The organism is Sphingopyxis sp. MWB1, assembly GCF_000763945.1.
GTDB lineage: Bacteria > Pseudomonadota > Alphaproteobacteria > Sphingomonadales > Sphingomonadaceae > Sphingopyxis.
The window spans coordinates 2,514,148-2,534,707 of sequence record NZ_JQFJ01000002.1 but is presented as its reverse complement, the minus strand read 5'-3'; the positions used below and the strand labels follow the sequence as shown (position 1 = coordinate 2,534,707).

22 protein-coding genes are annotated in these 20,560 nt (G+C 67.3%); 6 read left to right on the top strand and 16 right to left on the bottom strand.

Annotation, left to right across the window (positions count from 1 at the left end; genetic code table 11):
• Positions 1-20: 20 nt before the first annotated feature.
• From JV18_RS0112695 to JV18_RS0112680, 4 genes are read right to left on the bottom strand one after another with little or no spacing between them, the layout of a single operon-like run.
• A complete protein-coding gene (locus tag JV18_RS0112695; protein WP_033074776.1) occupies positions 21-599 on the bottom strand; it encodes a tail tape measure protein in 579 nt (192 codons plus the stop codon).
• The gene (locus JV18_RS0112690; RefSeq protein WP_033074775.1) at positions 592-825 is read right to left on the bottom strand and encodes a phage tail assembly chaperone; all 234 of its coding nucleotides are present in this window, start codon (positions 823-825) and stop codon (positions 592-594) included. The genes JV18_RS0112695 and JV18_RS0112690 overlap by 8 nt, the downstream gene beginning before the upstream one ends.
• 4 nt (positions 826-829) lie before the next feature.
• Entirely contained in the window at positions 830-1,162 is a 333-nt protein-coding gene (locus tag JV18_RS0112685) for a GTA-gp10 family protein (protein WP_033074774.1), read from the bottom strand.
• Positions 1,159-1,566 carry a phage major tail protein, TP901-1 family gene (locus tag JV18_RS0112680; protein ID WP_033074773.1) on the bottom strand — a complete coding sequence of 136 codons (408 nt, stop codon included), beginning with the start codon at positions 1,564-1,566 and terminating at the stop codon, positions 1,159-1,161. Before JV18_RS0112680 ends, JV18_RS0112685 begins: the two co-directional genes overlap by 4 nt.
• A 48-nt stretch (positions 1,567-1,614) precedes the next feature.
• Here JV18_RS0112680 and JV18_RS0112675 point away from each other — a divergent pair, with 48 nt between their 5' ends.
• Entirely contained in the window at positions 1,615-1,950 is a 336-nt protein-coding gene (locus JV18_RS0112675) for a hypothetical protein (protein WP_033074772.1), read from the top strand.
• A 107-nt stretch (positions 1,951-2,057) separates the two neighbouring features.
• Here the strand turns inward: JV18_RS0112675 and gp17 are convergent, their stop codons facing one another.
• The 8 genes from gp17 to JV18_RS14760 form a co-directional block, all read right to left on the bottom strand.
• Positions 2,058-2,477: a tail completion protein gp17 gene (gene gp17 / locus JV18_RS0112670; RefSeq protein WP_052071993.1), complete on the bottom strand. Its 420-nt coding sequence runs from the start codon at positions 2,475-2,477 to the stop codon at positions 2,058-2,060.
• Complete coding sequence (locus tag JV18_RS0112665) at positions 2,474-3,061, bottom strand: head-tail connector protein (RefSeq protein WP_052071992.1); 588 nt, start codon at positions 3,059-3,061, stop codon at positions 2,474-2,476. Before JV18_RS0112665 ends, gp17 begins: the two co-directional genes overlap by 4 nt.
• Positions 3,062-3,193: 132 nt before the next feature.
• Complete coding sequence (locus JV18_RS0112660) at positions 3,194-4,339, bottom strand: phage major capsid protein (RefSeq protein ID WP_033074771.1); 1,146 nt, start codon at positions 4,337-4,339, stop codon at positions 3,194-3,196.
• A 143-nt stretch (positions 4,340-4,482) separates the two neighbouring features.
• A complete protein-coding gene (locus JV18_RS0112655; protein WP_033074770.1) occupies positions 4,483-4,911 on the bottom strand; it encodes an HK97 family phage prohead protease in 429 nt (142 codons plus the stop codon).
• Between the two features lie 176 nt (positions 4,912-5,087).
• The gene (locus tag JV18_RS0112650; RefSeq protein ID WP_033074769.1) at positions 5,088-5,414 is read right to left on the bottom strand and encodes a DUF6127 family protein; all 327 of its coding nucleotides are present in this window, start codon (positions 5,412-5,414) and stop codon (positions 5,088-5,090) included.
• Between the two features lie 96 nt (positions 5,415-5,510).
• On the bottom strand, positions 5,511-6,617 hold the full coding sequence (locus tag JV18_RS0112645) for a phage portal protein (protein WP_033074768.1): 1,107 nt from the start codon (positions 6,615-6,617) through the stop codon (positions 5,511-5,513).
• A gap of 342 nt (positions 6,618-6,959) precedes the next feature.
• Positions 6,960-8,258: a terminase large subunit domain-containing protein gene (locus tag JV18_RS0112640; protein WP_033075350.1), complete on the bottom strand. Its 1,299-nt coding sequence runs from the start codon at positions 8,256-8,258 to the stop codon at positions 6,960-6,962.
• 85 nt (positions 8,259-8,343) lie between these two features.
• Complete coding sequence (locus JV18_RS14760; protein ID WP_144243929.1) at positions 8,344-8,910, bottom strand: hypothetical protein; 567 nt, start codon at positions 8,908-8,910, stop codon at positions 8,344-8,346.
• 512 nt (positions 8,911-9,422) lie between these two features.
• Here JV18_RS14760 and JV18_RS0112630 point away from each other — a divergent pair.
• Both JV18_RS0112630 and JV18_RS0112625 read left to right on the top strand, forming a co-directional pair.
• A complete protein-coding gene (locus tag JV18_RS0112630; RefSeq protein WP_033074767.1) occupies positions 9,423-11,417 on the top strand; it encodes a TonB-dependent receptor plug domain-containing protein in 1,995 nt (664 codons plus the stop codon).
• 65 nt (positions 11,418-11,482) lie between these two features.
• A complete protein-coding gene (locus tag JV18_RS0112625) occupies positions 11,483-11,878 on the top strand; it encodes a MerR family transcriptional regulator (protein WP_033074766.1) in 396 nt (131 codons plus the stop codon).
• 140 nt (positions 11,879-12,018) lie between these two features.
• On the opposite strand, the gene JV18_RS0112620 is transcribed toward JV18_RS0112625, so the two are convergent.
• On the bottom strand, positions 12,019-12,780 hold the full coding sequence (locus tag JV18_RS0112620; RefSeq protein ID WP_052071988.1) for a 2OG-Fe(II) oxygenase: 762 nt from the start codon (positions 12,778-12,780) through the stop codon (positions 12,019-12,021).
• Between the two features lie 65 nt (positions 12,781-12,845).
• Positions 12,846-13,361 (bottom strand): DUF983 domain-containing protein, encoded by a 516-nt coding sequence (locus JV18_RS0112615; protein ID WP_235303282.1) that lies wholly within the window; start codon positions 13,359-13,361, stop codon positions 12,846-12,848.
• 221 nt (positions 13,362-13,582) lie between these two features.
• On the opposite strand from JV18_RS0112615, the gene JV18_RS0112610 reads away from it, so the two are divergent.
• Together JV18_RS0112610 and JV18_RS0112605 are read left to right on the top strand one after the other, a co-directional pair.
• Entirely contained in the window at positions 13,583-14,866 is a 1,284-nt protein-coding gene (locus tag JV18_RS0112610; protein ID WP_033074764.1) for a mechanosensitive ion channel family protein, read from the top strand.
• 240 nt (positions 14,867-15,106) lie between these two features.
• A complete protein-coding gene (locus tag JV18_RS0112605; protein ID WP_033074763.1) occupies positions 15,107-16,711 on the top strand; it encodes an ABC-F family ATP-binding cassette domain-containing protein in 1,605 nt (534 codons plus the stop codon).
• A 90-nt stretch (positions 16,712-16,801) separates the two neighbouring features.
• On the opposite strand, the gene JV18_RS0112600 is transcribed toward JV18_RS0112605, so the two are convergent.
• Positions 16,802-17,212 carry a hypothetical protein gene (locus JV18_RS0112600; RefSeq protein ID WP_033074762.1) on the bottom strand — a complete coding sequence of 137 codons (411 nt, stop codon included), beginning with the start codon at positions 17,210-17,212 and terminating at the stop codon, positions 16,802-16,804.
• A 47-nt stretch (positions 17,213-17,259) separates the two neighbouring features.
• On the bottom strand, positions 17,260-18,078 hold the full coding sequence (locus tag JV18_RS0112595; RefSeq protein ID WP_033074761.1) for a ferredoxin--NADP reductase: 819 nt from the start codon (positions 18,076-18,078) through the stop codon (positions 17,260-17,262).
• A 172-nt stretch (positions 18,079-18,250) separates the two neighbouring features.
• On the opposite strand from JV18_RS0112595, the gene parC reads away from it, so the two are divergent.
• The gene (parC, locus tag JV18_RS0112590; RefSeq protein ID WP_052072227.1) at positions 18,251-20,551 is read left to right on the top strand and encodes a DNA topoisomerase IV subunit A; all 2,301 of its coding nucleotides are present in this window, start codon (positions 18,251-18,253) and stop codon (positions 20,549-20,551) included.
• Positions 20,552-20,560: the final 9 nt, after the last annotated feature.

The following is a 20,560-nucleotide window of genomic DNA, read 5'->3' as shown; positions in this document are numbered from 1 at the left end:
ACATGGCAAGTCCCGCCCCGCTAATCCTCGCCCATCGCCACCGCGCGCCGCACCGCCCGCGCCAATTGCCGCCCGGTCTGCGCCATGCGCGCTTCGTTGCCCCCCACCGGGGCCGCCACCTGAACATGGATCGCAATATGGCGCACGCTGCCGCCGGCCCCCGTCGGCTCGATCCGCCCGCTCGCCGCAGGCACGAACAATTCCGGCCCGCGCTCGCCGACGCGATAGGCGCGCCCCGCACTCACCGGCCCGCCGGTCGCCCGCCCCGGCGCGCCCAGCAGCGCAAGCGCCAGGCTCTGCCCCAGCCCCAGCAGCCCGCCGCCACCCGCACCGCCGCCGCCGGTCAGGCTCCCCAGCCCCTGCGTCACCGCCGCGCGCGCAATATCGCTCATCACAGTCAGCGCCAGCCGCTTCAAATCCTCAAAGCCCAGCTTGCCGCTGACAATCGCGCGGGTCAGCGCGCGCTCAATCCCGCGCCCCGCACTGTCGGCAGCAGCCTGAAGCGGCCCGCCCAATTCCTCGCGCAGCACCGCCATCTCGCGCCGGAACGCGCCCGTATCGGCGCGGATCGCGACCGTCATCTCGTCCATCTCATCCATCGGGATATTGCTCCATCATCGCGGCGAGCGCGGTCCGGTCGATACCCGCCCCGTCCGCCGCCTCGCCGTCCCCGCGCCACCCCGCCAGCACGGCGGCGACATCGGCGGGGGTTGCGGCCCACAGCTCATCGGGCCGCCAGCCCGCCAGCCGCGCCATCAGCCCGACGAGCCGCCGCGCGCTATCGGCGATCCGCGCGCCTTCGCCGTCGCCCTCCAGCGCGGCCATCTGCTCAGCGTCCCTGCAAAATCTGGCCAAGCAATATCCGCAGCACCGGGGTCGCCGCGCTCAGCCCGCCCGCGACCAGCGCCTCGCCCAGCGCCGCGCGGTTCAGCCCCTCGGGCCGCTCCGCCGCACAATGCCAGAACAGCGCCGCCATCTCGTTAAGGGTCAGCCGCCCCTCGGCGGCCCGCTCGACCAGCGCAAACAGCGGCCCCAGCTCGGCCTCCGCCGCCACCAGCGCCGCAAAACTCGGTCGCAGCCGCAGCATCGCTCCGCCGACGCGATATTCGGCCTCACCGCGCAGCGCATTAGCCGCGCCTAGCCCTTCCGCCGCCGCGCTCACAGGCTCACCACCGGCCCGCTCGACTCCAGGTTCAGCACATATTGGCGCTCGCCATTATAATCGCCCGAATAGTCGAGCCGGGTGAGCAGAAAGCGCCCCTGCATCCGCTCGCCGCTTTCAAAGCTGAGCTCATAATCGTCGATCGTGCCCGCCAGCGCATGACCGCGCAGCCGCACCTCCGCCGCCGACCCGGTAAAAATCCCCGCCGCGCTGACCGAGACCGATCGCACCCCCGCGCCCGACAGCAATTCGCGCCAGCCACCCGAATCCTTGGTGGTGACATTCACCGCCTCGCCATTCACCGACATTTGCGTGGTCCGCAGCCCTGCAACCGTCTGATAAGCGACGGGCATCGCGCCATCGCCGATCCTGAGCAGAAAAGCGCTCCCATTTTCGACGCTCATGCTTTATTCTCCTTCGGATAAAAATAGCTAAAAATCGGGAGTTTCAGGATGTTCTTCACAAGCTTGCTCTTGGCCGCCATGGCCCCGGCCCCGGCCGCAGAGGTCGGCACGGCCCGCGCCGCCTTCACCAAATGCCTGCGTGTCCACATGAAAAAGTCGCTCGACGCCAAAATGAGCGAGAGCGACTATGAAGCGGCGCTCAAAACCGTCTGCACCAAGGAACGGCAGACGTTTCACGCCGCCGTCATCACCCTCAACCGCGCCGCCGGCGACAGCGCCGCCGATGCAGCGGAAAATGCCGATATGCAGGTCGAGGATTATCACGCCAACTTCACCGAGAAGTTCAACGATTATCGCTCGACCAACACCATGCCCGCGGACTGACCGGACGAGCGGAGCGAACCAACGCCCCCCTCCCGCAAGCGGGAGGGGCAGCGAGCGTTGCGACCCTGGTCGCTACGCGCAGCGGGGTGGGCAAGATGACGCAACCGCTACCCCGCCAGACAGCGACAGCGCACCACCCAAATATGCCGCCAGCCGCTCTCACCGCGCGCCTGCCCCCGCCCGTTATCGCGCACAAAGGCAAAGCGCGTCCGCACCACCCGCGCCCCCGCAATCGTCCAGTCCCCGGCAGCGCCGCGCAGCATAGGCACCAGCGCCTCGATCCGTGCCGCCGCGCCATCCACGTCCACCGGCCCGACCCCGACCAGCGCGAGCGTCAGCCGCACCTCGCGCCCGGCGCGATCCTTGACCCCCCAATCCTGCCCCTCCGCCTCTTCGACGGCGACATAGGGGGGCGTCGCGCGCGGCGGCGTTCCGTCGAACACGCCGTGCACCCGCGCGCCCAACGCTGCATCGGCGCGCAGCAGCGCCAGCGCCCGCGCGCGCACCGCCTGTTCGGCCGCCATCATCGCGCACAGCCCGTCGGCGCCCGGCCTGCACAGCTTAGCGCCATGCGCCGCCAGGGTTGCCACAGCGCGGCAATCGCGGCGGGAGGCGCCCCGGCATCGCCGTCGCGCGCCTCATGCATATGGCGGATCAGGCGCAGCACCCCATGCCGGATCGCCTCGGGCAGCGCCCCCGGCTCCGCCGCCATCCCGGCGCGATAGCCGACGCGCACGCCCCGGCCCGCCGCCACTCCCGCCACATCGGGAGCCAGCGTCAGTCGCGCGCGGCCATCGCTCTCCATCTCCCTGCGATAATCGGCCGCATCCAGCAGTTGCTCGCCGCCATCCGGCAGGCGCAGCGCCACCAGATCGACCCCCGCCACCGGCCGCGCGCTCAGCCACAGCGCCGCGCGCGCGTCGCGCCATATTTCCTCCGCCGCCCGCTCGATCAGCCAGCGTCCGATAAAGGCCTCGCACATCTGGCTCGCCGCGCCGATCAGCCCCGCGACCACCGCATCATCGCCATCGGCGCCCAGCCGCAGCCAGCCGCGCGCCTCCGCCAGCGTGACCGCACCCGGCACGCTGCCTCCCGTTCCAAAATCCTGCATATCGCCCCTCGCTCCCCAGCCCGCGCCCTGCTCGCACCTTGTCTGCAATCTGTCCGCGCGGGGTCGGCGCCCGGTCCGTCCCCGAAAGGGCAGGGCACGAAAACCGGGCGCCCCATCGCACGCCAATGGTGATCAGCTGGCGGCGAATTTCATCAGCTTGATGGCGTTTGAATCGATGATCGCACCGCCCACCCTTTTGGTTGCATAAAAATGCACGAAGGGCTTGTTGCTGAAGGGATCACGCAAAATGCGCGTCTCGCCGCGGTCGGCGATCAGATAACCCGCGCGGAAATTGCCAAAGGCGATCGACAGGCTCCCCGCCGCCACATCGGGCATATCCTCGGCCTCAACCACCGGATAGCCGAGCAGCGTCGCCGCCTGCCCCGCCACCAGCCCCGGCTGCCAGACAAAGGCACCGTCGCCGGTCTTGAACGTGCGGATGCGCGCCAGCGTGTCCGAATTCATCACCCACACCGCCCCCTGGCGATAGGGGGGCTTCAGCGCATGGACCAGCTCGACCAGCTTGTCCTCCGGGTTCGACGCCGGGAAAGCCCCCGCCGCCCCGCTCGCGAGATGCTGCAGCGTGCCAAAGGCGCGCACCGCATCGCCTTCATTCGTCGTGGCATAGGACAGGAATCCCTTGGGCCGGTTGACCCCGTTGCCGCTGACAAAGGCCGCCCCTTCCGCCACGGCAAATTCGCGCCCGATCTCCTCGGCCAGCCACGCCTCGACGTCGAACATCGCATCGTCGAGCATCGCCTGACTCGCCGCCGGATTGGCATAAAGCTCTCCCGACGGCGGCGCGATCTCGGCGAGGCTGCGCGTCGCGGTTCCGGGGCGCGCCTCGCCCTCGCCAACCCATCCTGCCCCGGTCGATCCCGCGGCGACCAGCTTGCGATAACCGCTCGTCCCCGTCTGCACGACGCTGGCAATCGAACGGATCGGCGACAAGGATGTCAGCGTGCTCGCAATATGGCCGTCAATTTCGCGCGGCACCGCATAGCCGCCGTCGGCCCCGCTCGCCCCCGACAGGCTTTTCATCTCGACCCCCGCGTCGATCCCGCGCCTTACATAGCGCTCAACAAAGGCATCGCGCGCCGGATCATCCTCCGCCGCCTTGGCCCCATCGAGCGGCAGCCGCGCCGCCCCCACCGCCTGGGCATCGACCTGCCGCTTCAGCGCCGCAACCGAAGCTTTCAGCTCGTCCACCGCCTCTGCCGCCAACACCGCATCAAAAGCGCCTTCCAGCGCATCGGCCTTCACACCCATATCACCCATGCTCATTCTCCTTAAAAAATCCTCCCCATCGACTCGCGATGGGGAGGGGGACCGCGCCCTCAGGGCGTGGTGGAGGGGCCGCCGACTTCGACCCCAACATTTTCTTTCGTCACCCCGGGCTCGACCCGAGGCCCGCCTTCCTTTCACCTCGCGCCGGAAACCCCGCCCCGACGCTTCGCCCCCTCCACCGCGATCACCCGCGCCAGCGCCTGCATCGGCCGCGCCACCAGGCTCACCTCGGCAAGCTCCAGCGCGAGCAATTCACGCGGCGCCGTCCCGCGCGCGGCCCGCACCCGATATCCGAAGGACAATCCCGTCAGCGCCCCGCGCGCGACCAGCCCCGCCGCTGCCCCATGCGTCACCCGCGCGACAACGCGCAGCCCGCGCTTGTCCTCGGCCAAAGTCTCAATCGCGCCGATCACCGCGCCCGGCCGATGCTGCCACAGCAAGGGCACCACCCCCCGCTCCCGCAAACTGTCCGCAAAGGCCCCCGCGCGCACCACATCGCCCCCCCGGTCCGCCCGATCGAACACCGCCGCATAGCCCGCAAACCGAACCTCCCCCTCCCGCAAGAGGGAGGGGGTCGGGGGGTGGGCCGCGGGAAAGGAAAAAGTCCGCAGTGTCTCGCCCCTCTCCCCTGCGCTCTCTGCGCCTCTGCGCGAATCCTCCCCCTCCCTCCGCGCCTCCGCGCCTCCGCGCGAACCCTTTTCCCGTACCGCGCGCGCCTCCGCGCCCCGCACCGCCGCCCTCAACGCAGCAATCCCGGCAGCCCCAGCTTCACCGCCAGCCCGATCACCAGCAGCGCGAGCGACCCGCGCACCGCCCAGTCGACCGCGGCCTTCCACGCGCTTTGCTTCGCGTCGCGCCACGCCCCCAACAACTGCCGCAGATCGCCAATATCGCCGCGCGCCGCTTCATCGGCGAGGCCGAGGCGCGCCAGCGCCCGCCGCGCGCCCAGCTCGCTCGCCTCCTCGACCACCGCGCGCAGCAACGCCGCATCAAGCGCCCCCGGAACCCCGGACGCACCCGTCCCCGCCAGCGCGACCAGCCGCGCCAGAGCCTCTTCATCATCCATGTCGATCTCCAATATTCGTCATCCCGGACTTGATCCGGGATCCACAGCAGCGCCAATGTCCTGAACCCCGGATCGAGTCCGGGCTGACAAGGCCGGTTACGCGACCCCGAGCAACGCCTTCTTCTCCTCCGCCGTCAGCCAGTCGGCCCCCGACACCTCACGCCACAGCGCCATGCGGTCCTCCGCCAGCGCGGGCACCTTATCCAGATCGACGCGCAGCTCGGCGCCCTCGAACCAGCCCGCCAGTCCTTGCGAAATCGCCCCCAATATCTTCATGCACAGCGGCAGCACCGTCAGCCGCCACAGCGCGCGATTGGCCTCGCGATAATTGGCATAGGTCGCATCGCCCGGCAGGCCGAGCAGCATCGGCGGCACACCGAACGCCATGGCAATTTCGCGCGCGCTCGAATCCTTCAGCGCCAGAAAATCCATCTCGGCGGGCGACAGCGACAGCGCCTGCCATTTCAGCCCGCCTTCGAGCAGCAGGGGCCGCCCCGCATTAACGCCGCCCGAAAAACTCTCCGCCAGTTCCTCGCGCAATCGCTCGACCTGCTCCGCCGACAGCGCCGCGCCCTTGTCGCCCGGATCATGGACCAGCGCCCCCGACGGCCGCGCGGCATTCTCCAGCAGCGCGGCATTCCAGCGCGCCGCCGCATTATGCGCCGCCACCGCCGCCGCCGCCGCGCCCAGGCACCCCGCGCCATAATGATCGTCGAGCGGGTGCAGCGCCTTCACATGCACCACCGCGGGCCGCCCCGCCTCATCCTCCGCCGGCAGCAGCGCCGTCTCGCCCCCCGCCTTGTAGCGATAGGCAATGGGCCATCCACGCCGGTCGGCCTCGACCGTCACCCGCTCGGGGCGCAGCGCAAACAGCTCCGCCGCCGCGCCCGCGCCATCGGTCAAAATCTGCACATAGCCATTGCCATGCAGCAGCAATTGCGCCGCCAGCGTCTCGACCAGCCCCTGCCCCGCCGATGTCGCACGAACCAGCGCCGCCAGCGCCGGATCGCTCGCCGCGAGCGGCGCCGACCCCGCCGCCTCGGCCACCAGCCGTACCGCGCGCTGGACAATCGCATTGCCCAAATAGCCCGCGCGCACCTGCCCCTCCCACGAAAGAGGCGCGGGCGCCGACCAACTCCCATACACACGCGACAAAGCGGGCCGCGCAACCCCCTGCGCCGCCTTCCGGCCAAACCAGTTCATGCTTGTCTCCCTATGGCGTCCGCCCAGCAAAAAAGCCCGTCACCCCGGGCTTGACCCCCCTCGTCATCCCGGACGCGACCCGGCGCGTCATCCCGGGACTTGTTCCGCTTCGTCATCCCGGACTTGACCCGGTTCGTCATCCCGGACTTGATCCGGGATCCACTGCGACGCCGAAGTCATGGCCCCCGGGTCAAGCCCGGGGTGACGAACCTACGTCTCGATCATTCCCTGCGGCAAAACCTTGGGCGACCGCGCCCGAACACTGCCGTGGAGAGTCAGCCCCCGCACCCCCTCCCCGCTCGTGTCGAGCGAAGTCGAGACACGCCGCACCCCGCTCCCCGCTCAAACCCGCCGCACCCCCGGCACGCGCCCGCGCTGCATCCCGTCGAGCAGCGCCGCCACCGCCCAAACGCAGGCATCGGCCCGATCGGGCGAGCGGCCCGGTCCGGCATAGCCGCCGCCCATCTGCAGCCCGCACAGCTCATCCTCCAGCGCCTCAAACGCCCCCGCATGGACCACCGCGCCGCGTTCATAGGCGAGCGCGACCGGCTCCGCGCGCCGCGCCTTGCCGACGCTCGCATGCACTGCGACCACCGGCAGCGTCACCGACGCCGCGCGCAAGGTCGCCGCGACCATTTCGCCGCCCATATTGCTCTCGGCAATCACCCGCTCGGCGCCCCAGCGCGCCGCGGCGCTCGCGACCGCCTGTGCCCAGACGCCGGGCGCCGCCTTCTGGGCGCTCGCATCCTCGACCACCGCGATCCGCCCGTCGCGCAGCAGCGCCGCGACGATAATCCCGCAGGCATCGCCATGGCTCGTCGCAGGGGGATCGACTCCGATCACGACGCGCACCAGCTTGTCCGCCGCGCCCGCATCGACCCGGCAGCGTTCGATCAGCGCCCGGCTCCACAGCGCGCCTTCGGCATCCTCCAGCAATTCGCCGTCCAGTTCCTGCCGCCCCAGCCGCGTCCCGCCATAGCTTTCGAGCATCGCCGCGACGAAATTATCGGGCAGATAGGGATTGTCGCGCGTCGCCCCGCGCGTTTCGACCAGCCCCGGAGCCGCCATGATCTTGCGCATCACCGCATTGGGCCGCGGCGTCGTCGTCACCACCGCGCGCGGGCATTCCCCCCGCCGCAGCCCCAGCATCAGATTGTCCCATACCGCGACCCCGCCGCGCCATTTGGCCAGCTCGTCGCACCAGGCGGCATGATGTTCGGGGCCGCGCAATTCCTCCCCGGCTTCGGCCGAATAAAGCGTCGCCACCCCCCCGCCCGGAAAGCGCAACTCGCGCCGGCTCGGATACCAGCGTGGGCGTTCGCCCAGCCGCGCGAGCGCAATCAGCCCGCTTGGCCCCTCGACCATCACCCGCTGCCCATCGGCCAGCGTCGCGGCGACCAGCGCGATGCGCGCGTCGGGAACGGCGCGCATATATTCGCTCACCCATTCGGCGCCCGCGCGCGTCTTGCCAAATCCGCGCCCCGCGCGGATCAGCCAGATGCGCCAGTCGCCCGCAGGCTCGCGCTGTCCATCCAGTTCAAAGCCATACCAGCGCGCCGCCAGCTCGCCGCGCTGCGCCAGATTCAACCCGCGCAGCACAAAGCGCCGCGCGTCCACATCCATGGTGCGAAGCTGCGCCATCAAATCGTCGGAGCGGCGCTGGCGCGAGCGGATATCGCTCTCCAGCCCCGCGGCCTTCTTCCCCGCTCCGGTCCCGCGCGCCATTTCAACCGCCCTGCTTCGGCGCGGGTTTCGCCCTCGCGCCGGTCAGCCTGGCCTTGCCGTCGCCGATCGCCGCGAGCCGCGCCTTGCGCCGCTTGACCATCGCGATGCGCTTCATCAGCACCGCGTCGGTTTCCTCCTGGCTCGCCAGCCGCGGCGGCGTCCAGCCGCGCGCGCGCCCGCCGACCACGCTCTGGCGATGCTTGTTCATCACATCAATCGCCTGATCGACGCTCATCTTCACAATCGGCTCGCTCGGCTCATCCAGCTCCAGCTCGCCCACGACTTCGAGCGCGCGGCGCAGCAACGCCATGTCGAGCCGCTCATATCCCTGCACCAGCGCTTCCTGCCATTGCGCCGCAAATTCGGGGTCGCGCCGCCGCAGCCCATAGGCCGCCGTCGGCCCCAGCCCCGCCGCCCGATGCGCGCGCCCGACATGACAGCTATGCGCCAGCTCGGTCAGAAAGGCGCGCTTACGCGCCGCCGTCCACCCGCTCGCGCGCCGCTTGCGAAGCTGCAGGGGCACATTCTCATGCGACCCGATCACATCCTCCACCTCATCCCTTGCCACCGCCCATCTCCCACGAAAAAGGGCCGCACGCCCCAAAGGCGCCGGCCCGACTCGCATTTCTGCATGATGTGACATATGTGCCATATCAGCGTGACGATGTCAAGATATTTTAACCCATATGGATAAAATCATCCTTCTCCCGCAAAGTCACTCCTCCCCCACACGATCCCTCCTCCTACGCCTCGTCACCCCTCCCCCACCTCGTCACCCCGGACTTGATCCGGGGTCCAGCACCACCCACCGCCCCAGGCGCCGGCGTCATTGCGAGCCCGGCAAAGCCGGGAGAAGCAATCTCCAGCTATCGCCCCGGCTTACCGATCATCGGCGGCGGCCTCCTTCGTCCGCAGCAGTTCCGGGCGCCCCCGCAACATAGGAATTTGCCATGATGCGGCGTCATCGCCAACGCGCCGCCTCCCCTCGCGCCCCGCTTGACCTTATAGCGACTTCAACCTTTATGGCGCGCCAACCTGCCGCGCCGTCGATGGCGCGGTTCCTGTCGGCGGAGTATAGGCGTGACCACCCCTTCCAAGATTCTTTCCGTCGCGGCAGCGGCGCTCGCATGGAGCCTCGCGCTCTGTCCCATGGAGGCTGCCGCGCAGCATGCTGACGCGCCCTCCGACGCTCACGACGCCCATGACGCCCACGAAGGCGAGGAAGAGATTCTCGTCCAGGCCACCCGTTCAGGCCGGCGTGTGCAGGATGAGGTGATCCGCGTCGATGTCATCAATCGCGAAGAGATTGAAGAAAAGCTGCTGATGACCCCCGGCAATATCTCGATGCTCGTCGCCGAAACGCCGGGCGTTCGGGTCCAGCTCAGCTCGGCGGCATTGGGCTCCTCGAACATCCGCATGCAGGGTATGGCGGGGCGCTATACGCAATTGCTGTCCGATGGCCTTCCGCTTTATGGCGGCCAGCCCTCCTCGATCGGCCTGCTGCAAATCCCGCCGACCGATCTCGGCCAGGTGGAGGTGATCAAGGGCAGCGCCTCGGCGCTTTACGGCCCGTCGGCGCTTGGCGGGGTCATCAACCTCGTCTCGCGCCGCCCGCGCGCCGAGGCTCAGGCCGAAATGCTGTTCAACCTCACCAGCCGCGATGGCCAGGACATCACCGGCTATGGCGCCCTTCCCCTCAGCCCGAACATCAGCGCGTCGCTGACCGGGGGCTATCATCGCCAGACCCGCCAGGATCTCGACGACGACGGCTGGATCGACATGCCCGGCTATGAACGCTGGACCGTCCGCCCCCGCCTTTTCTGGGAAGGCGATGATGGCGCCAATCTGTTGCTGACCGCGGGCGCCATGACCGAGGATCGCGTCGGCGGCACGCTGCCGGGGCAGGACATGCCCGATGGCCAGCCCTTCCCGCTGACGCAGGACAGCCGCCGCTATGACGCCGGGCTGCTGACCGAAATTCCTATCGAAGGCATCGGCACGCTTCACGCCCGCGCATCGGTGATGGCACAGCGGCACCGCCAGCACTTCGGGACCGACCGCGACACGAGCCGCCAAACCACCTATTTCGGCGAAGTCTCGCTCGGCGGCACCCAGGGGGCGACCAGCTGGCGGGCCGGCACCGCGCTTCAGGCCGACCGCTATCGCTCGCGCGCCTTCCCCTCCTTCGATTATCGCTACACCGCTCCCGCCCTTTTCGGCCAGGTCGAACAGGAGTTGAGCGACGATATTCTGCTGGCGGCCAGCGCGCGCGCCGATTTCCACAGCGAATATGGCACGCATCTCAGCCCGCGCCTGTCGGCCCTTTATCGCCCCGGCGCCTGGACGGTCCGCGCCTCGGTGGGCAAGGGCTTTTATGCCCCTACCCCCTTTGTCGACGCGATAGAGGCAGCGGGCCTCGCGCGGCTCGAACCGCTCGGCAACCTCAAGGCGGAAACCGCGACGACCGCCGCGCTCGACCTGGGCTATGCCGCGAACGGGCTGGAAGCGAACGTCACCCTCTTCGCCTCCGACATCGACCATGGGCTCCAGCTTCAGACCGTCGATACCGACCGCGTCCGCCTCATCAACGCCGACGGGACGACGCGCACGCGGGGCGCCGAACTGATGCTGCGCTATCGCTGGCAATCCTTTTCTCTCACGGGCAGCTATGTCCTCGTCGATGCGCACGAACCCGCCCCGTCGGGCGCCGGGCGCCGCCCGGTCCCGCGCACCCCGCGCCACACCGCCGGCCTCGTCGGCATGTGGGAAGAACATGGCAAGGGCCGGGTCGGGATCGAGGCCTATTATACCGGCCGGCAACCCCTCGACGATAATCCCTATCGCACCCACAGCCGTCCCTATTTCGAACTGGGCGCGCTCGCTGAAATCGTCCTTGGCAGGATCAGCCTGTTCGTGAATGCCGAAAATATCCTCGATATCCGCCAGACCAAATATGATCCGCTGCCCCTTCCCGCGCGCGCTCCCGACGGGCGATGGACCGTCGACGCATGGGGGCCGATCGACGGCTTTGTCGTCAATGGCGGCGTGCGGTTCAAATTCGGCGCGGGTCATTGAGCCTGTGCGATCGGGGGGTTAAGCCATGATCGCACAAAAAACAGCGCGATTAAGGGGCGATCATCATGCGCATCGGCGAACTCGCGGCCACCACGGGCACAAGGGCGGCCACCATCCGCTATTATGAAAAAGAGGGGCTGCTGCCTCCCCCGGCCCGCACCGCATCCAATTATCGCAGCTATGGCGCGGCGCACCGCCAGCGCCTCTCCTTCATCCGCCGCGCGCGCGACCTCGGCTTCCGGCTGGACGATGTCCGCGAACTGCTCGCGCTTTCGGACGACGCGAGCCAGCCCTGCGACGCCGTCGACCGCATCGCCACCGCCCACCTCGACGCCATCGACGCCAAAATCGCCGACCTCGGCAAAATGCGCGCCGAAGTCGCCCGCATGATCACCTCCTGCCACCAGGGCAAGATCAGCGACTGCCGCATCATCGAAACCTTGGGCCCGCCCGATCGCTAAGGGTGAAGGGTTTGCCCCGGGCCGCACCCACCGCCCCCACCATCGTCACCCCGGACTTGATACGGGGCTCGCCTTCCCTCCCCACTTCGTCACCCCGGACTTGATCCGGGGTCCATCCCCGCAACGACGCGCATCCCCCCTCACGCCGCATCGTGAAAGATCACCCCCAGCGTGTGCCGCGCGCCGCTTCGCACTTCGCTTACCCCGTGGCGCATCGTCACGCGGTAATCACCGCGCGTGCCGCGCACCGGGCGCTGGTTCACCGCAAAAATCACCGCATCGCCCTGCCCCAGCGGCACGACGCTGGCGCGCGATTGCATGCGCGGGCGCTGTTCGGTCAGGATGAACTCGCCGCCGGTGAAATCGCTTCCCGGCGCGGACAGCAGCAGCGCCGCCTGCAAGGGAAAGGCGAGCGCGCCATAAAGATCCTGGTGCAGGCAATTATAATCGCCGGGGCCATAGCGCAGCAGCAGCGGCGTCGGCCGCCTCTGGCCCGCCGCATGACAGCGCGCGGCATAGGCGTCATGGTCGGCAGGAAAATCCGCCGCCTGCCCCAGCCGCGCCGCCCAGCGGTTCGCTACCTTGGCCAGCGGCGGGTAAAGCGCCGCGCGGAGCAACTGCACCAGCGGCGGCAGCGGATAGGCGAAATAGCGATATTCGCCGCGCCCGAAACCGTGGCGCGCCATATGCACGCGGCTGCGAAAGCCTGCCTCCTGCCCGTAAAGCGCCGCCAGCGCCGTGCAGGCTTCGGCATCGAGCAGGCCGGGGACCAGCGCCCAGCCGTGCGCGTCGAGCGCCTCGGCCACCGCTGGCCAGTCGATGGCGGCGATCCGCGCGGGCAAGGCCGCTTGGCCGGTGGAAAATTGCGGGTCGGGGAAAGAAGCGGGTTCAGCAGATGTCATGCCCCGCCTGCTGCCACGCCCCTGTCGCGCGCCGCGCCCCGTTTCTTGCGGTCAAAGCCGCGCCTTCATTCCCCGCTCGGCGCGTCCTTCGCCCGCTTCGCCCGCGCATGCATTTCGGCCCACAAGGCATCGGTTCCCGCCTCCTGCGCCTTGTTCACATATTGCGAGGCGACCAGCCATCCCTTGATCGGATGCAGCGCCAGCAGGCACGGCACGATCATCAGCGGCGCCGAAATGATCAGATGCGCCCACCATGCAGGCTCCAGCGCCACCTCGAACCACACGACCAGAAACAACAGCGGAAAGGCGATAAAACACAGCGAAAAAAAAGCCGGCCCATCATCCGGCGCCGCAAAATCATAATCCAGCCCGCAAACCTCGCACCGGTCGGCCACTTTCAACCAGCGGCGAAACATCCGTCCCTCGCCGCATTGCGGGCAGCGCCCACGCCAGCCTGCTTCAAAAATCCACCGCCATTTGGCGCGCGCATCCTCTGTCACCACGGCCTCGACAATCTCCGGCCTCACCGTTTCCTTCCCGGCCATCGGCGGGGGCGCAGGGTCGGGGGCGGCTGGCGGCATGACGGGAAAATCCTTCTCGGGCTGACACCCCATATTAACATGCCGCCGTTTAGGAAAGCCGGGGACCAAAGCAATTGGACGAAATGCCCACCCGCCCGACTTGGGTTCGTGGGGCAGGATGAAGGTTTGACAGACGCGCCCTCAATCGGCAGTTTCGCGCCGCAAATCACATCCGTCATCGTTCAATAGGAAAAGGAGACGCCCACCGTCCCGGGCTCGCCATGCGCAATATCACGACCGAAACTCTGGCCACAACGCTCGACCTCCCTTTTCTGGAGCATCTTCCGCCTTGGGGCGAAGCGCTCGTCGGGCTCGCCATTTTGTTCGGCCTCGCCTGGATCGGCAATTTCGTCGTCAAACATGTCATCCTGCGCATCGCGCGGCGCTGGCTGCCCCACGACGGACCGACCCCGCTGCCGATTGCCGCCCGGCTCGCCCATGTCGTCCCGGCGATCATCATCTCGAACGGCATATCAGCGGTTCCCCACCTCCCAGCGCCCCTTGTCACGCTGATTTCCAATGTGGTCGCCGCCTCGATCATCCTGTTCGTCGCCATGGCGATCAGCAAGGCGCTGACGCTGGGGAATGCAATCTATAATCAGCGCGCCGCCGATGCCGCGAGCCGCCCGATCAAGGGCTATATTCAGCTTCTGAAGATCGGCCTCTATTCGGGCGCCGCCATATTGATCGGCGCGGCGCTGATGGACCAGTCGCCGCTCATCCTCCTTTCGGGCCTCGGCGCGATGGCCGCGGTCGTCATGCTGGTGTTCAAGGATACGATCCTGTCGCTCGTCGCTTCGGTCCAGCTGACCTCGAACGACATGCTGCGCGTCGGCGATTGGATCGCCATGCCCGCGCTCGATGCCGATGGCGATGTGATCGACATCGCGCTGCACACCGTGAAGGTGCAGAATTGGGACAAGACGATCACGACCATCCCGACACACCGGCTGATTTCGGACAGTTTCAAAAATTGGCGCGGCATGTCCGAATCGGGCGGGCGGCGGATCAAGCGCGCGCTCCAGATCGACCAGAGCAGCATCCGCTTTCTGACCGCCGATGAAAAACAGGCGCTGCGCCGCTTCCACCTTCTCGACGCCTATCTGGCCGACAAGGAAAATGAGCTCGGCGAATGGAACGCCCGGCTGGAAAAAGAGGGGCGCGATCCCGTCAACGCGCGGCGCGTCACCAATATCGGCACCTTCCGCGCCTATGTTTACGCCTATTTGCGCGCGCATCCGCGGCTGGCGCAGGATATGACCTTGCTCGTCCGGCAACTCGAACCCACGGCGCAGGGGCTGCCGCTCGAAATCTATTGCTTTACCGCCACCACGGTCTGGGCCGATTATGAGCAGATCCAGTCGGATATTTTTGACCATATGCTCGCCATCCTGCCCGAATTTTATCTTGGCGTGTTTCAGGAACCCGGCGGCCGCGACATGCGTGCGCTCTTCGCCTCCGGCGCCGCCTCGCTCGCCGCCCCCGACAAGGGACCGACCGCCTGAAGCCCCCCGTCATTGCGAGCCCGGCGAAAGCCGGGCGAAGCAATCTCCAGCCATCGGCAAAGGACCGCCGCGCGCCCGCCGCCCCATCTCGCCAAAAGCCGAAAAAACTGCTAAACGCCCACCGTCCCCGCTTCTTGCGGGGCCCGCGCCCGCCGCGCTCCCATCACCAAAGGATGACAGCCATGGACATGCTTCCGACCGCAAAGCCCGCCTGCCTTGCTACTGCGAAAGCCCTTGTCCATGCCTGCCCATCCCTCGATCACCCTTGCCAATCTTCACTGGTCCACGCCTGACGGCACCCCGGTCCTTTCGGGCCTAGACCTTCAATTTGCGCGCGAGCGCACCGGCCTTGTCGGACGCAATGGTGTCGGTAAAACGACGCTGCTCGGCCTGATCGCTGGCACGCTCACCCCCGCCGCGGGGCATGTCAGCGTCGCGGGCCGCCTTGCCATGCTGCACCAGTCGGTCCAGTCCGAACCCGGCGACCAGATTGCCGACCTCTTCGCCGCTCGCCCCGCCCTCACCCTGCTGCAAAGGGCAGAGGCCGGCGCCGCCAGTGCCGACGATCTCGCCGCCGCCGACTGGATGCTGGAGGCACGCATCGCCGAGGCGCTCACCGCCACCGGTCTGCCGCCGCTCGCGCCCGACACCCCGCTCGCCGCGCTGTCGGGGGGCCAGCGCACGCGCGCCGCGCTTGCGGCCGCCATGTTTAGCGCCCCCGACTTCCTCCTCCTCGACGAGCCGACCAATAATCTCGACCGCGAGGGACGCGCCGCAGTTCACGCGCTCTTGCGCGATTGGCGCGGCGGCGCACTGGTTGTCAGCCACGACCGCGAACTGCTTGAGGAAATGGACGCCATCGTCGAACTCACCACGCTGGGCGCGCGCCGCTATGGCGGCGGATGGAGCGCCTATCGCGCGCAGAAAAAGGTCGAACAGGCCGCCGACGCACAAGCGCTGGCAGAGGCCGAGAAGCAGCTCGCTACCGTTCAGCGCCGAACCCAGGTTGCGCGCGAACGTCAGGCGCGCCGCGACGGCAGCGGGCGCCGCATGGCCGCCGGGGGCGATATGCCGCGCATCTGGCTCGGCCAGCAAAAGCGCCGGGCGGAGGAAAGCGCCGGCGCCGCGCAGCGGCTCGCCCAGCGCCAACAGGCCGAGGCCGCCGAAAGACTGGCGGAGGCATCAGGCCGGATCGACCATATCGACCCGCTCGCCGTCGCGCTGCCTCCGACCGGCCTGCCCGCAACGCGCCGCGTGCTGATGCTTGACCATGTCCGCTTCGGCTATAAGCCCGCTCGTCCGCTTTTCCGCGACATCAGCCTGGTAATGGAGGGGCCCGAACGGGTTGCGCTCGCCGGACCCAATGGTTCGGGCAAGTCGACCTTGCTCGCGCTTGCGGCGGGACGGCTCACCCCTTGGCGCGGCAGTGCGCGCATCGCGGTCCCTTACGCCTTTTTCGACCAGACGCTCTCGCTGCTTGACCCCACGCTGTCGATCGCCGAAAATTTCCGCGCGCTCAATCCCGGCACGACCAATAATCAATGCCGCGCCGCCCTCGCCCGTTTCCGCTTCCGCGCCGCATCCGCCGACGCCCGGGTCGCGCACCTCAGCGGCGGCCAGATGCTGCGCGCCGCGCTCGCCTGCACCCTCGGCGCGCCCACCCCGCCGATGCTGCTTTTGCTCGACGAGCCGACCAATCATCTCGACCTCGATTCGCTCGCCGCGGTCGAGGAAGGCCTCGCCGCCTATGACGGCGCGCTGCTCATCGTCAGCCACGACCCCCATTTCCTCAACGCCATCGGCATCGACCGCGAAATCGAACTCCCACCCCCAGCCGCGCCCTGACCATCGACAGGAACGGGATAAAGCCCGCAAGGCTCTGGTTTCACGCGGAGGCGCGGAGGCGCGGAGAATGGCTCCAGGCGGACAGGCCCATCATCGCGCCCAATAATCAAAGGCCAATTGCTGCTGCGCCCGAATGAATTTCGTCGCCTCCGCGCCTTCCCACGGCCCCTCATAGCCGAGCATCAGCGCAGTGCCACCGACCCACCAGCCTTGCCCGGGCAGCCGGTCGCTCTCGCGCACCACCAGCACGGCCAAATCAGGCTCGCCGTCCGCCGCGCACAATCGGTCGACCTCGCCCAGCGTCTTGCAAAGCGCGCGCATCTTGGGCCGGGTAAAGCGAAAGCCCAGTTCGCCCAGTATTTCCGAATAGCTGACGCTGCGCCCTTCGCGCGCCGCCTCGGTCAATATCGCACGGAGACGCGGGGCATCGCCCAGTGCTGCCGCATCGGCGGGCACGATTGCCGCGCCCAGTCCTTCATCGCCCGATTGTCGCTTCGCCATGTCCCTTCATGGCGCAGCGATGCGCGCCTGAAAAGAGGACGCCGCCGCTATCCGACGAAGGCACGCTCGATCACATAGTCGCCGGGCGAAGCATTCGAGCCTTCGGTAAAGCCCAGCGCCTCGAATCGCGCGCCAAGGTCGCGGATCATCGCCATGCTGCCGCACATCATGATGCGATCGGTCGCGGGATCGAACTGCGCAGGTCCGCTCAGCGGATGGCCGAACAGTCGCCCCGAATCGATCAGCGCGTCGATTCGTCCTTCGTTGCGAAAGGATTCGCGCGTGACGGTGGGCAGATAGTGAAATTGCAGCAGCGCCTGATCCTGCACCAGCGGATCGCCCGCAAGCTGGCTTTCCAGCTCGTCGCGATAGGCCAGGTCGCTGACCTGCCGCACGCAATGGACGATCTGCACCTGGTCGAAGCGATCGTAAATATCGGGGTCACGCGCGAGGCTGAGGAAGGGGGCAAGCCCCGTCCCCGTTGACAGCATGAACAGGCGTTTGCCGGGCAGCAGCGCATCGGCAACCAGCGTCCCCGTCGGCTTGCGCCCCAGATAAAGGGGGTCGCCGGGCTGGATTTTCTGAAGGCGCGAGGTCAGCGGCCCGTCGGGCACCTTGATCGACAGAAATTCCAGCTCATCGGCATAGGCGGGGCTGGCGATCGAATAGGCGCGCAGCAAGGGCCGCCCTTCGCCGCCGGGCAGGCCGATCATGACAAATTCGCCCGAGCGGAAGCGAAAACTGGCCGGACGGCTGATCGAAAAGCTGAACAAATGTTCGTTCCAGTGCCGCACTTTCAGCACCTCCTCGACAGTCAACGCCGCGGAAGGGGCCAGCTTGGCGGCTTCGGCGATACGATCGCTCATGCAAAATATCCTGAACAGGGAGAGAGAATATGGCGGCGCTTATACGCTATTGCGATTTAATTGCAATAATTCCCAGCACCGTCGCGGCGCATATGGTAATGCAAAGCCGTCTCGCCAACCCCCCCGATACATCTTTGCCATGGCGACCCAGCCTTGCTATCGCCGCGCGGCAATGGCGAACGATATCGACGATCATCTTCCTTCGGCCCCCGGCGACAGCATAGACACCAGGTTCGACAGCGCGCTGTCCGAACGCTATCTTGTCTATGCGCTGTCGACGATCACCGCGCGCTCGCTTCCCGATCTGCGCGACGGGTTAAAGCCGGTTCACCGCCGCCTCTTGTGGGCGATGCGGTCGATGCGCCTCGACCCGGGCCAGGGGTACAAGAAATCGGCGCGCGTCGTCGGCGATGTCATCGGTAAATTCCACCCGCATGGCGACACCGCCGTTTACGATGCGATGGTCCGGCTCGCGCAGGATTTTTCGCTGCGCTATCCGCTTGTCGACGGCCAGGGCAATTTCGGCAATATCGACGGCGATAATGCCGCGGCCTATCGCTATACAGAGGCGCGGCTGACGCGCGTTGCGGTCGATCTGATGCAGGGCCTTGACGAAGGCACGGTCGATTTCCGCCCCACCTATAATGGTGAGGATGAAGAGCCGGAGATCATGCCCGGCCTCTTCCCCAATCTGCTTGCCAATGGCTCCAGCGGCATTGCTGTCGGCATGGCGACGAACATCCCGCCGCACAATGCCGCCGAGGTGATTGACGCCGCGCTTCTGCTCATCGACAATCCCAAGGCCGAGCTTTCCGAGCTGCTCGCCCATGTCCGGGGCCCGGATTTTCCCACCGGCGGCATTTTGGCCGACAGCGCCGAAACTATCGCCCATGCCTATGAAACCGGCCGCGGCAGTTTCCGCGTCCGTGCGCGCTTTTCCACTGGCCGGGGCGAAGATGGCGCCTGGGAAGAAACGGGGATTGAAAAGCTCGCCGGCGGCACCTGGCAGCTTGTGGTCAGCGAAATCCCCTATGGGGTCGCCAAGGGCAAACTGATCGAACAGATCGCCCAGCTTATTGCCGACAAGAAATTGCCGATCCTCGACGATGTGCGCGACGAAAGCGCCGAGGATCTGCGCATCGTCCTCGTCCCCAAAAGCCGCAATGTCGATCCCGACGTGCTCAAGGAAAGCCTGTACCGGCTCAGCGACCTTGAAAATCGTTTCGGGCTCAATCTCAATGTTCTGGACGCAACGCGCACGCCAAAGGTGATGGGGCTGCATCAGCTTCTCACCGAATGGCTCCAGCATCAGATCATTGTCCTTGTGCGCCGCGCCGAACATCGCATCGGCAAGATCGACGACCGGCTCGAGCTGGTCGCGGGCTATCTCATCGCCTTCCTCAACCTCGACCGGGTGATCGAGATCATCCGCACCGAAGACGAGCCAAAGGCGGTGATGATCGCCGAATTCAGCCTCACCGACCGGCAGGCCGAGGCGATCCTCAACATGCGGCTGCGCAGCTTGCGCAAGCTTGAGGAAATGGAACTGAAACGCGAACAGGATGCGCTCGCTGCCGAGCGCGAGGATCTGGCGAAGCTGATCGACAGCCCGGCGCGCCAGCGCACCCGGCTCAAACGCGACCTCGCCGCGCTACGCGCTATCTATGGCCCGGACACCGCGATCGGCGCGCGCCGCACCACCTTGGCAGAGGCCGCCCCGACACGCGACATTCCGCTCGATGCGATGATCGAGAAGGAACCCGTCACCGTCATCCTGTCGAAACGCGGCTGGATTCGCGCACAGCGCGGCCATGTCACGCCCGAAAATTGGGCCGATTTCAAATTCAAGGAAGGCGATGAACTGGCCTTCGCCGTTCATGCCCAAACCACCGACAAGCTCCTCATCGCCGCCAGTGACGGGCGTTTCTACACTGTCGGCGCCGACAAATTGCCCGGTGGGCGCGGCTTTGGCGAACCGCTTCGGCTGATGGTCGATATCGATTCGGACGCGCGCATCGTCGCGATGATCCCGGTCGTCCCCGAAGGGCGGCTGCTCCTCGCCTCCTCGACCGGCCATGGCTTCATCGCCCAGATGAACGACGTCACCGCCGAAACGCGAAAGGGGCGCAATGTCGTCAATCTGAAGCCCAAGGCGCATCTGGCGCGCGTGCGCGTGCTTGCGCCCGATCATGACAGCGTCGCGGTGGTCGGCGAAAATCGCAAGCTCGTCGTCTTTCCGCTCGCCGAAGTGCCGGTGATGACGCGCGGACAGGGGGTGATGCTGCAACGCTATCGCGACGGCGGCCTGTCCGACGTCACCAGCTTTGCCTTTGCCGAAGGATTAAGCTGGACGATGGGCGGCGACAGCGGGCGAACCCGCACCGAAACGGACCTGACCCCCTGGCGCGTCGCGCGCGGCGGATCGGGCCGGATGCCGCCCACCGGATTCCCCCGAAACAACCGATTCGATTGACTTTTTTAC

What these genes read in the sequence shown, in the direction of transcription:
- JV18_RS0112695 (WP_033074776.1), bottom strand. Translation starts at nt 599, where the DNA reads ATGGATGAGATGGACGAGATGACGGTCGCGATCCGCGCCGATACGGGC.
- JV18_RS0112690 (WP_033074775.1), bottom strand. Translation starts at nt 825, where the DNA reads ATGGCCGCGCTGGAGGGCGACGGCGAAGGCGCGCGGATCGCCGATAGC.
- JV18_RS0112680 (WP_033074773.1), bottom strand. Translation starts at nt 1,566, where the DNA reads ATGAGCGTCGAAAATGGGAGCGCTTTTCTGCTCAGGATCGGCGATGGC.
- JV18_RS0112675 (WP_033074772.1), top strand. Translation starts at nt 1,615, where the DNA reads ATGTTCTTCACAAGCTTGCTCTTGGCCGCCATGGCCCCGGCCCCGGCC.
- gp17 (WP_052071993.1), bottom strand. Translation starts at nt 2,477, where the DNA reads ATGATGGCGGCCGAACAGGCGGTGCGCGCGCGGGCGCTGGCGCTGCTG.
- JV18_RS0112665 (WP_052071992.1), bottom strand. Translation starts at nt 3,061, where the DNA reads ATGCAGGATTTTGGAACGGGAGGCAGCGTGCCGGGTGCGGTCACGCTG.
- JV18_RS0112660 (WP_033074771.1), bottom strand. Translation starts at nt 4,339, where the DNA reads ATGGGTGATATGGGTGTGAAGGCCGATGCGCTGGAAGGCGCTTTTGAT.
- JV18_RS0112650 (WP_033074769.1), bottom strand. Translation starts at nt 5,414, where the DNA reads ATGGATGATGAAGAGGCTCTGGCGCGGCTGGTCGCGCTGGCGGGGACG.
- JV18_RS0112645 (WP_033074768.1), bottom strand. Translation starts at nt 6,617, where the DNA reads ATGAACTGGTTTGGCCGGAAGGCGGCGCAGGGGGTTGCGCGGCCCGCT.
- JV18_RS0112640 (WP_033075350.1), bottom strand. Translation starts at nt 8,258, where the DNA reads ATGGCGCAGCTTCGCACCATGGATGTGGACGCGCGGCGCTTTGTGCTG.
- JV18_RS0112625 (WP_033074766.1), top strand. Translation starts at nt 11,483, where the DNA reads ATGCGCATCGGCGAACTCGCGGCCACCACGGGCACAAGGGCGGCCACC.
- JV18_RS0112620 (WP_052071988.1), bottom strand. Translation starts at nt 12,780, where the DNA reads ATGACATCTGCTGAACCCGCTTCTTTCCCCGACCCGCAATTTTCCACC.
- JV18_RS0112615 (WP_235303282.1), bottom strand. Translation starts at nt 13,361, where the DNA reads ATGCCGCCAGCCGCCCCCGACCCTGCGCCCCCGCCGATGGCCGGGAAG.
- JV18_RS0112610 (WP_033074764.1), top strand. Translation starts at nt 13,583, where the DNA reads ATGCGCAATATCACGACCGAAACTCTGGCCACAACGCTCGACCTCCCT.
- JV18_RS0112605 (WP_033074763.1), top strand. Translation starts at nt 15,107, where the DNA reads ATGCCTGCCCATCCCTCGATCACCCTTGCCAATCTTCACTGGTCCACG.
- JV18_RS0112600 (WP_033074762.1), bottom strand. Translation starts at nt 17,212, where the DNA reads ATGGCGAAGCGACAATCGGGCGATGAAGGACTGGGCGCGGCAATCGTG.
- JV18_RS0112595 (WP_033074761.1), bottom strand. Translation starts at nt 18,078, where the DNA reads ATGAGCGATCGTATCGCCGAAGCCGCCAAGCTGGCCCCTTCCGCGGCG.
- parC (WP_052072227.1), top strand. Translation starts at nt 18,251, where the DNA reads ATGGCGAACGATATCGACGATCATCTTCCTTCGGCCCCCGGCGACAGC.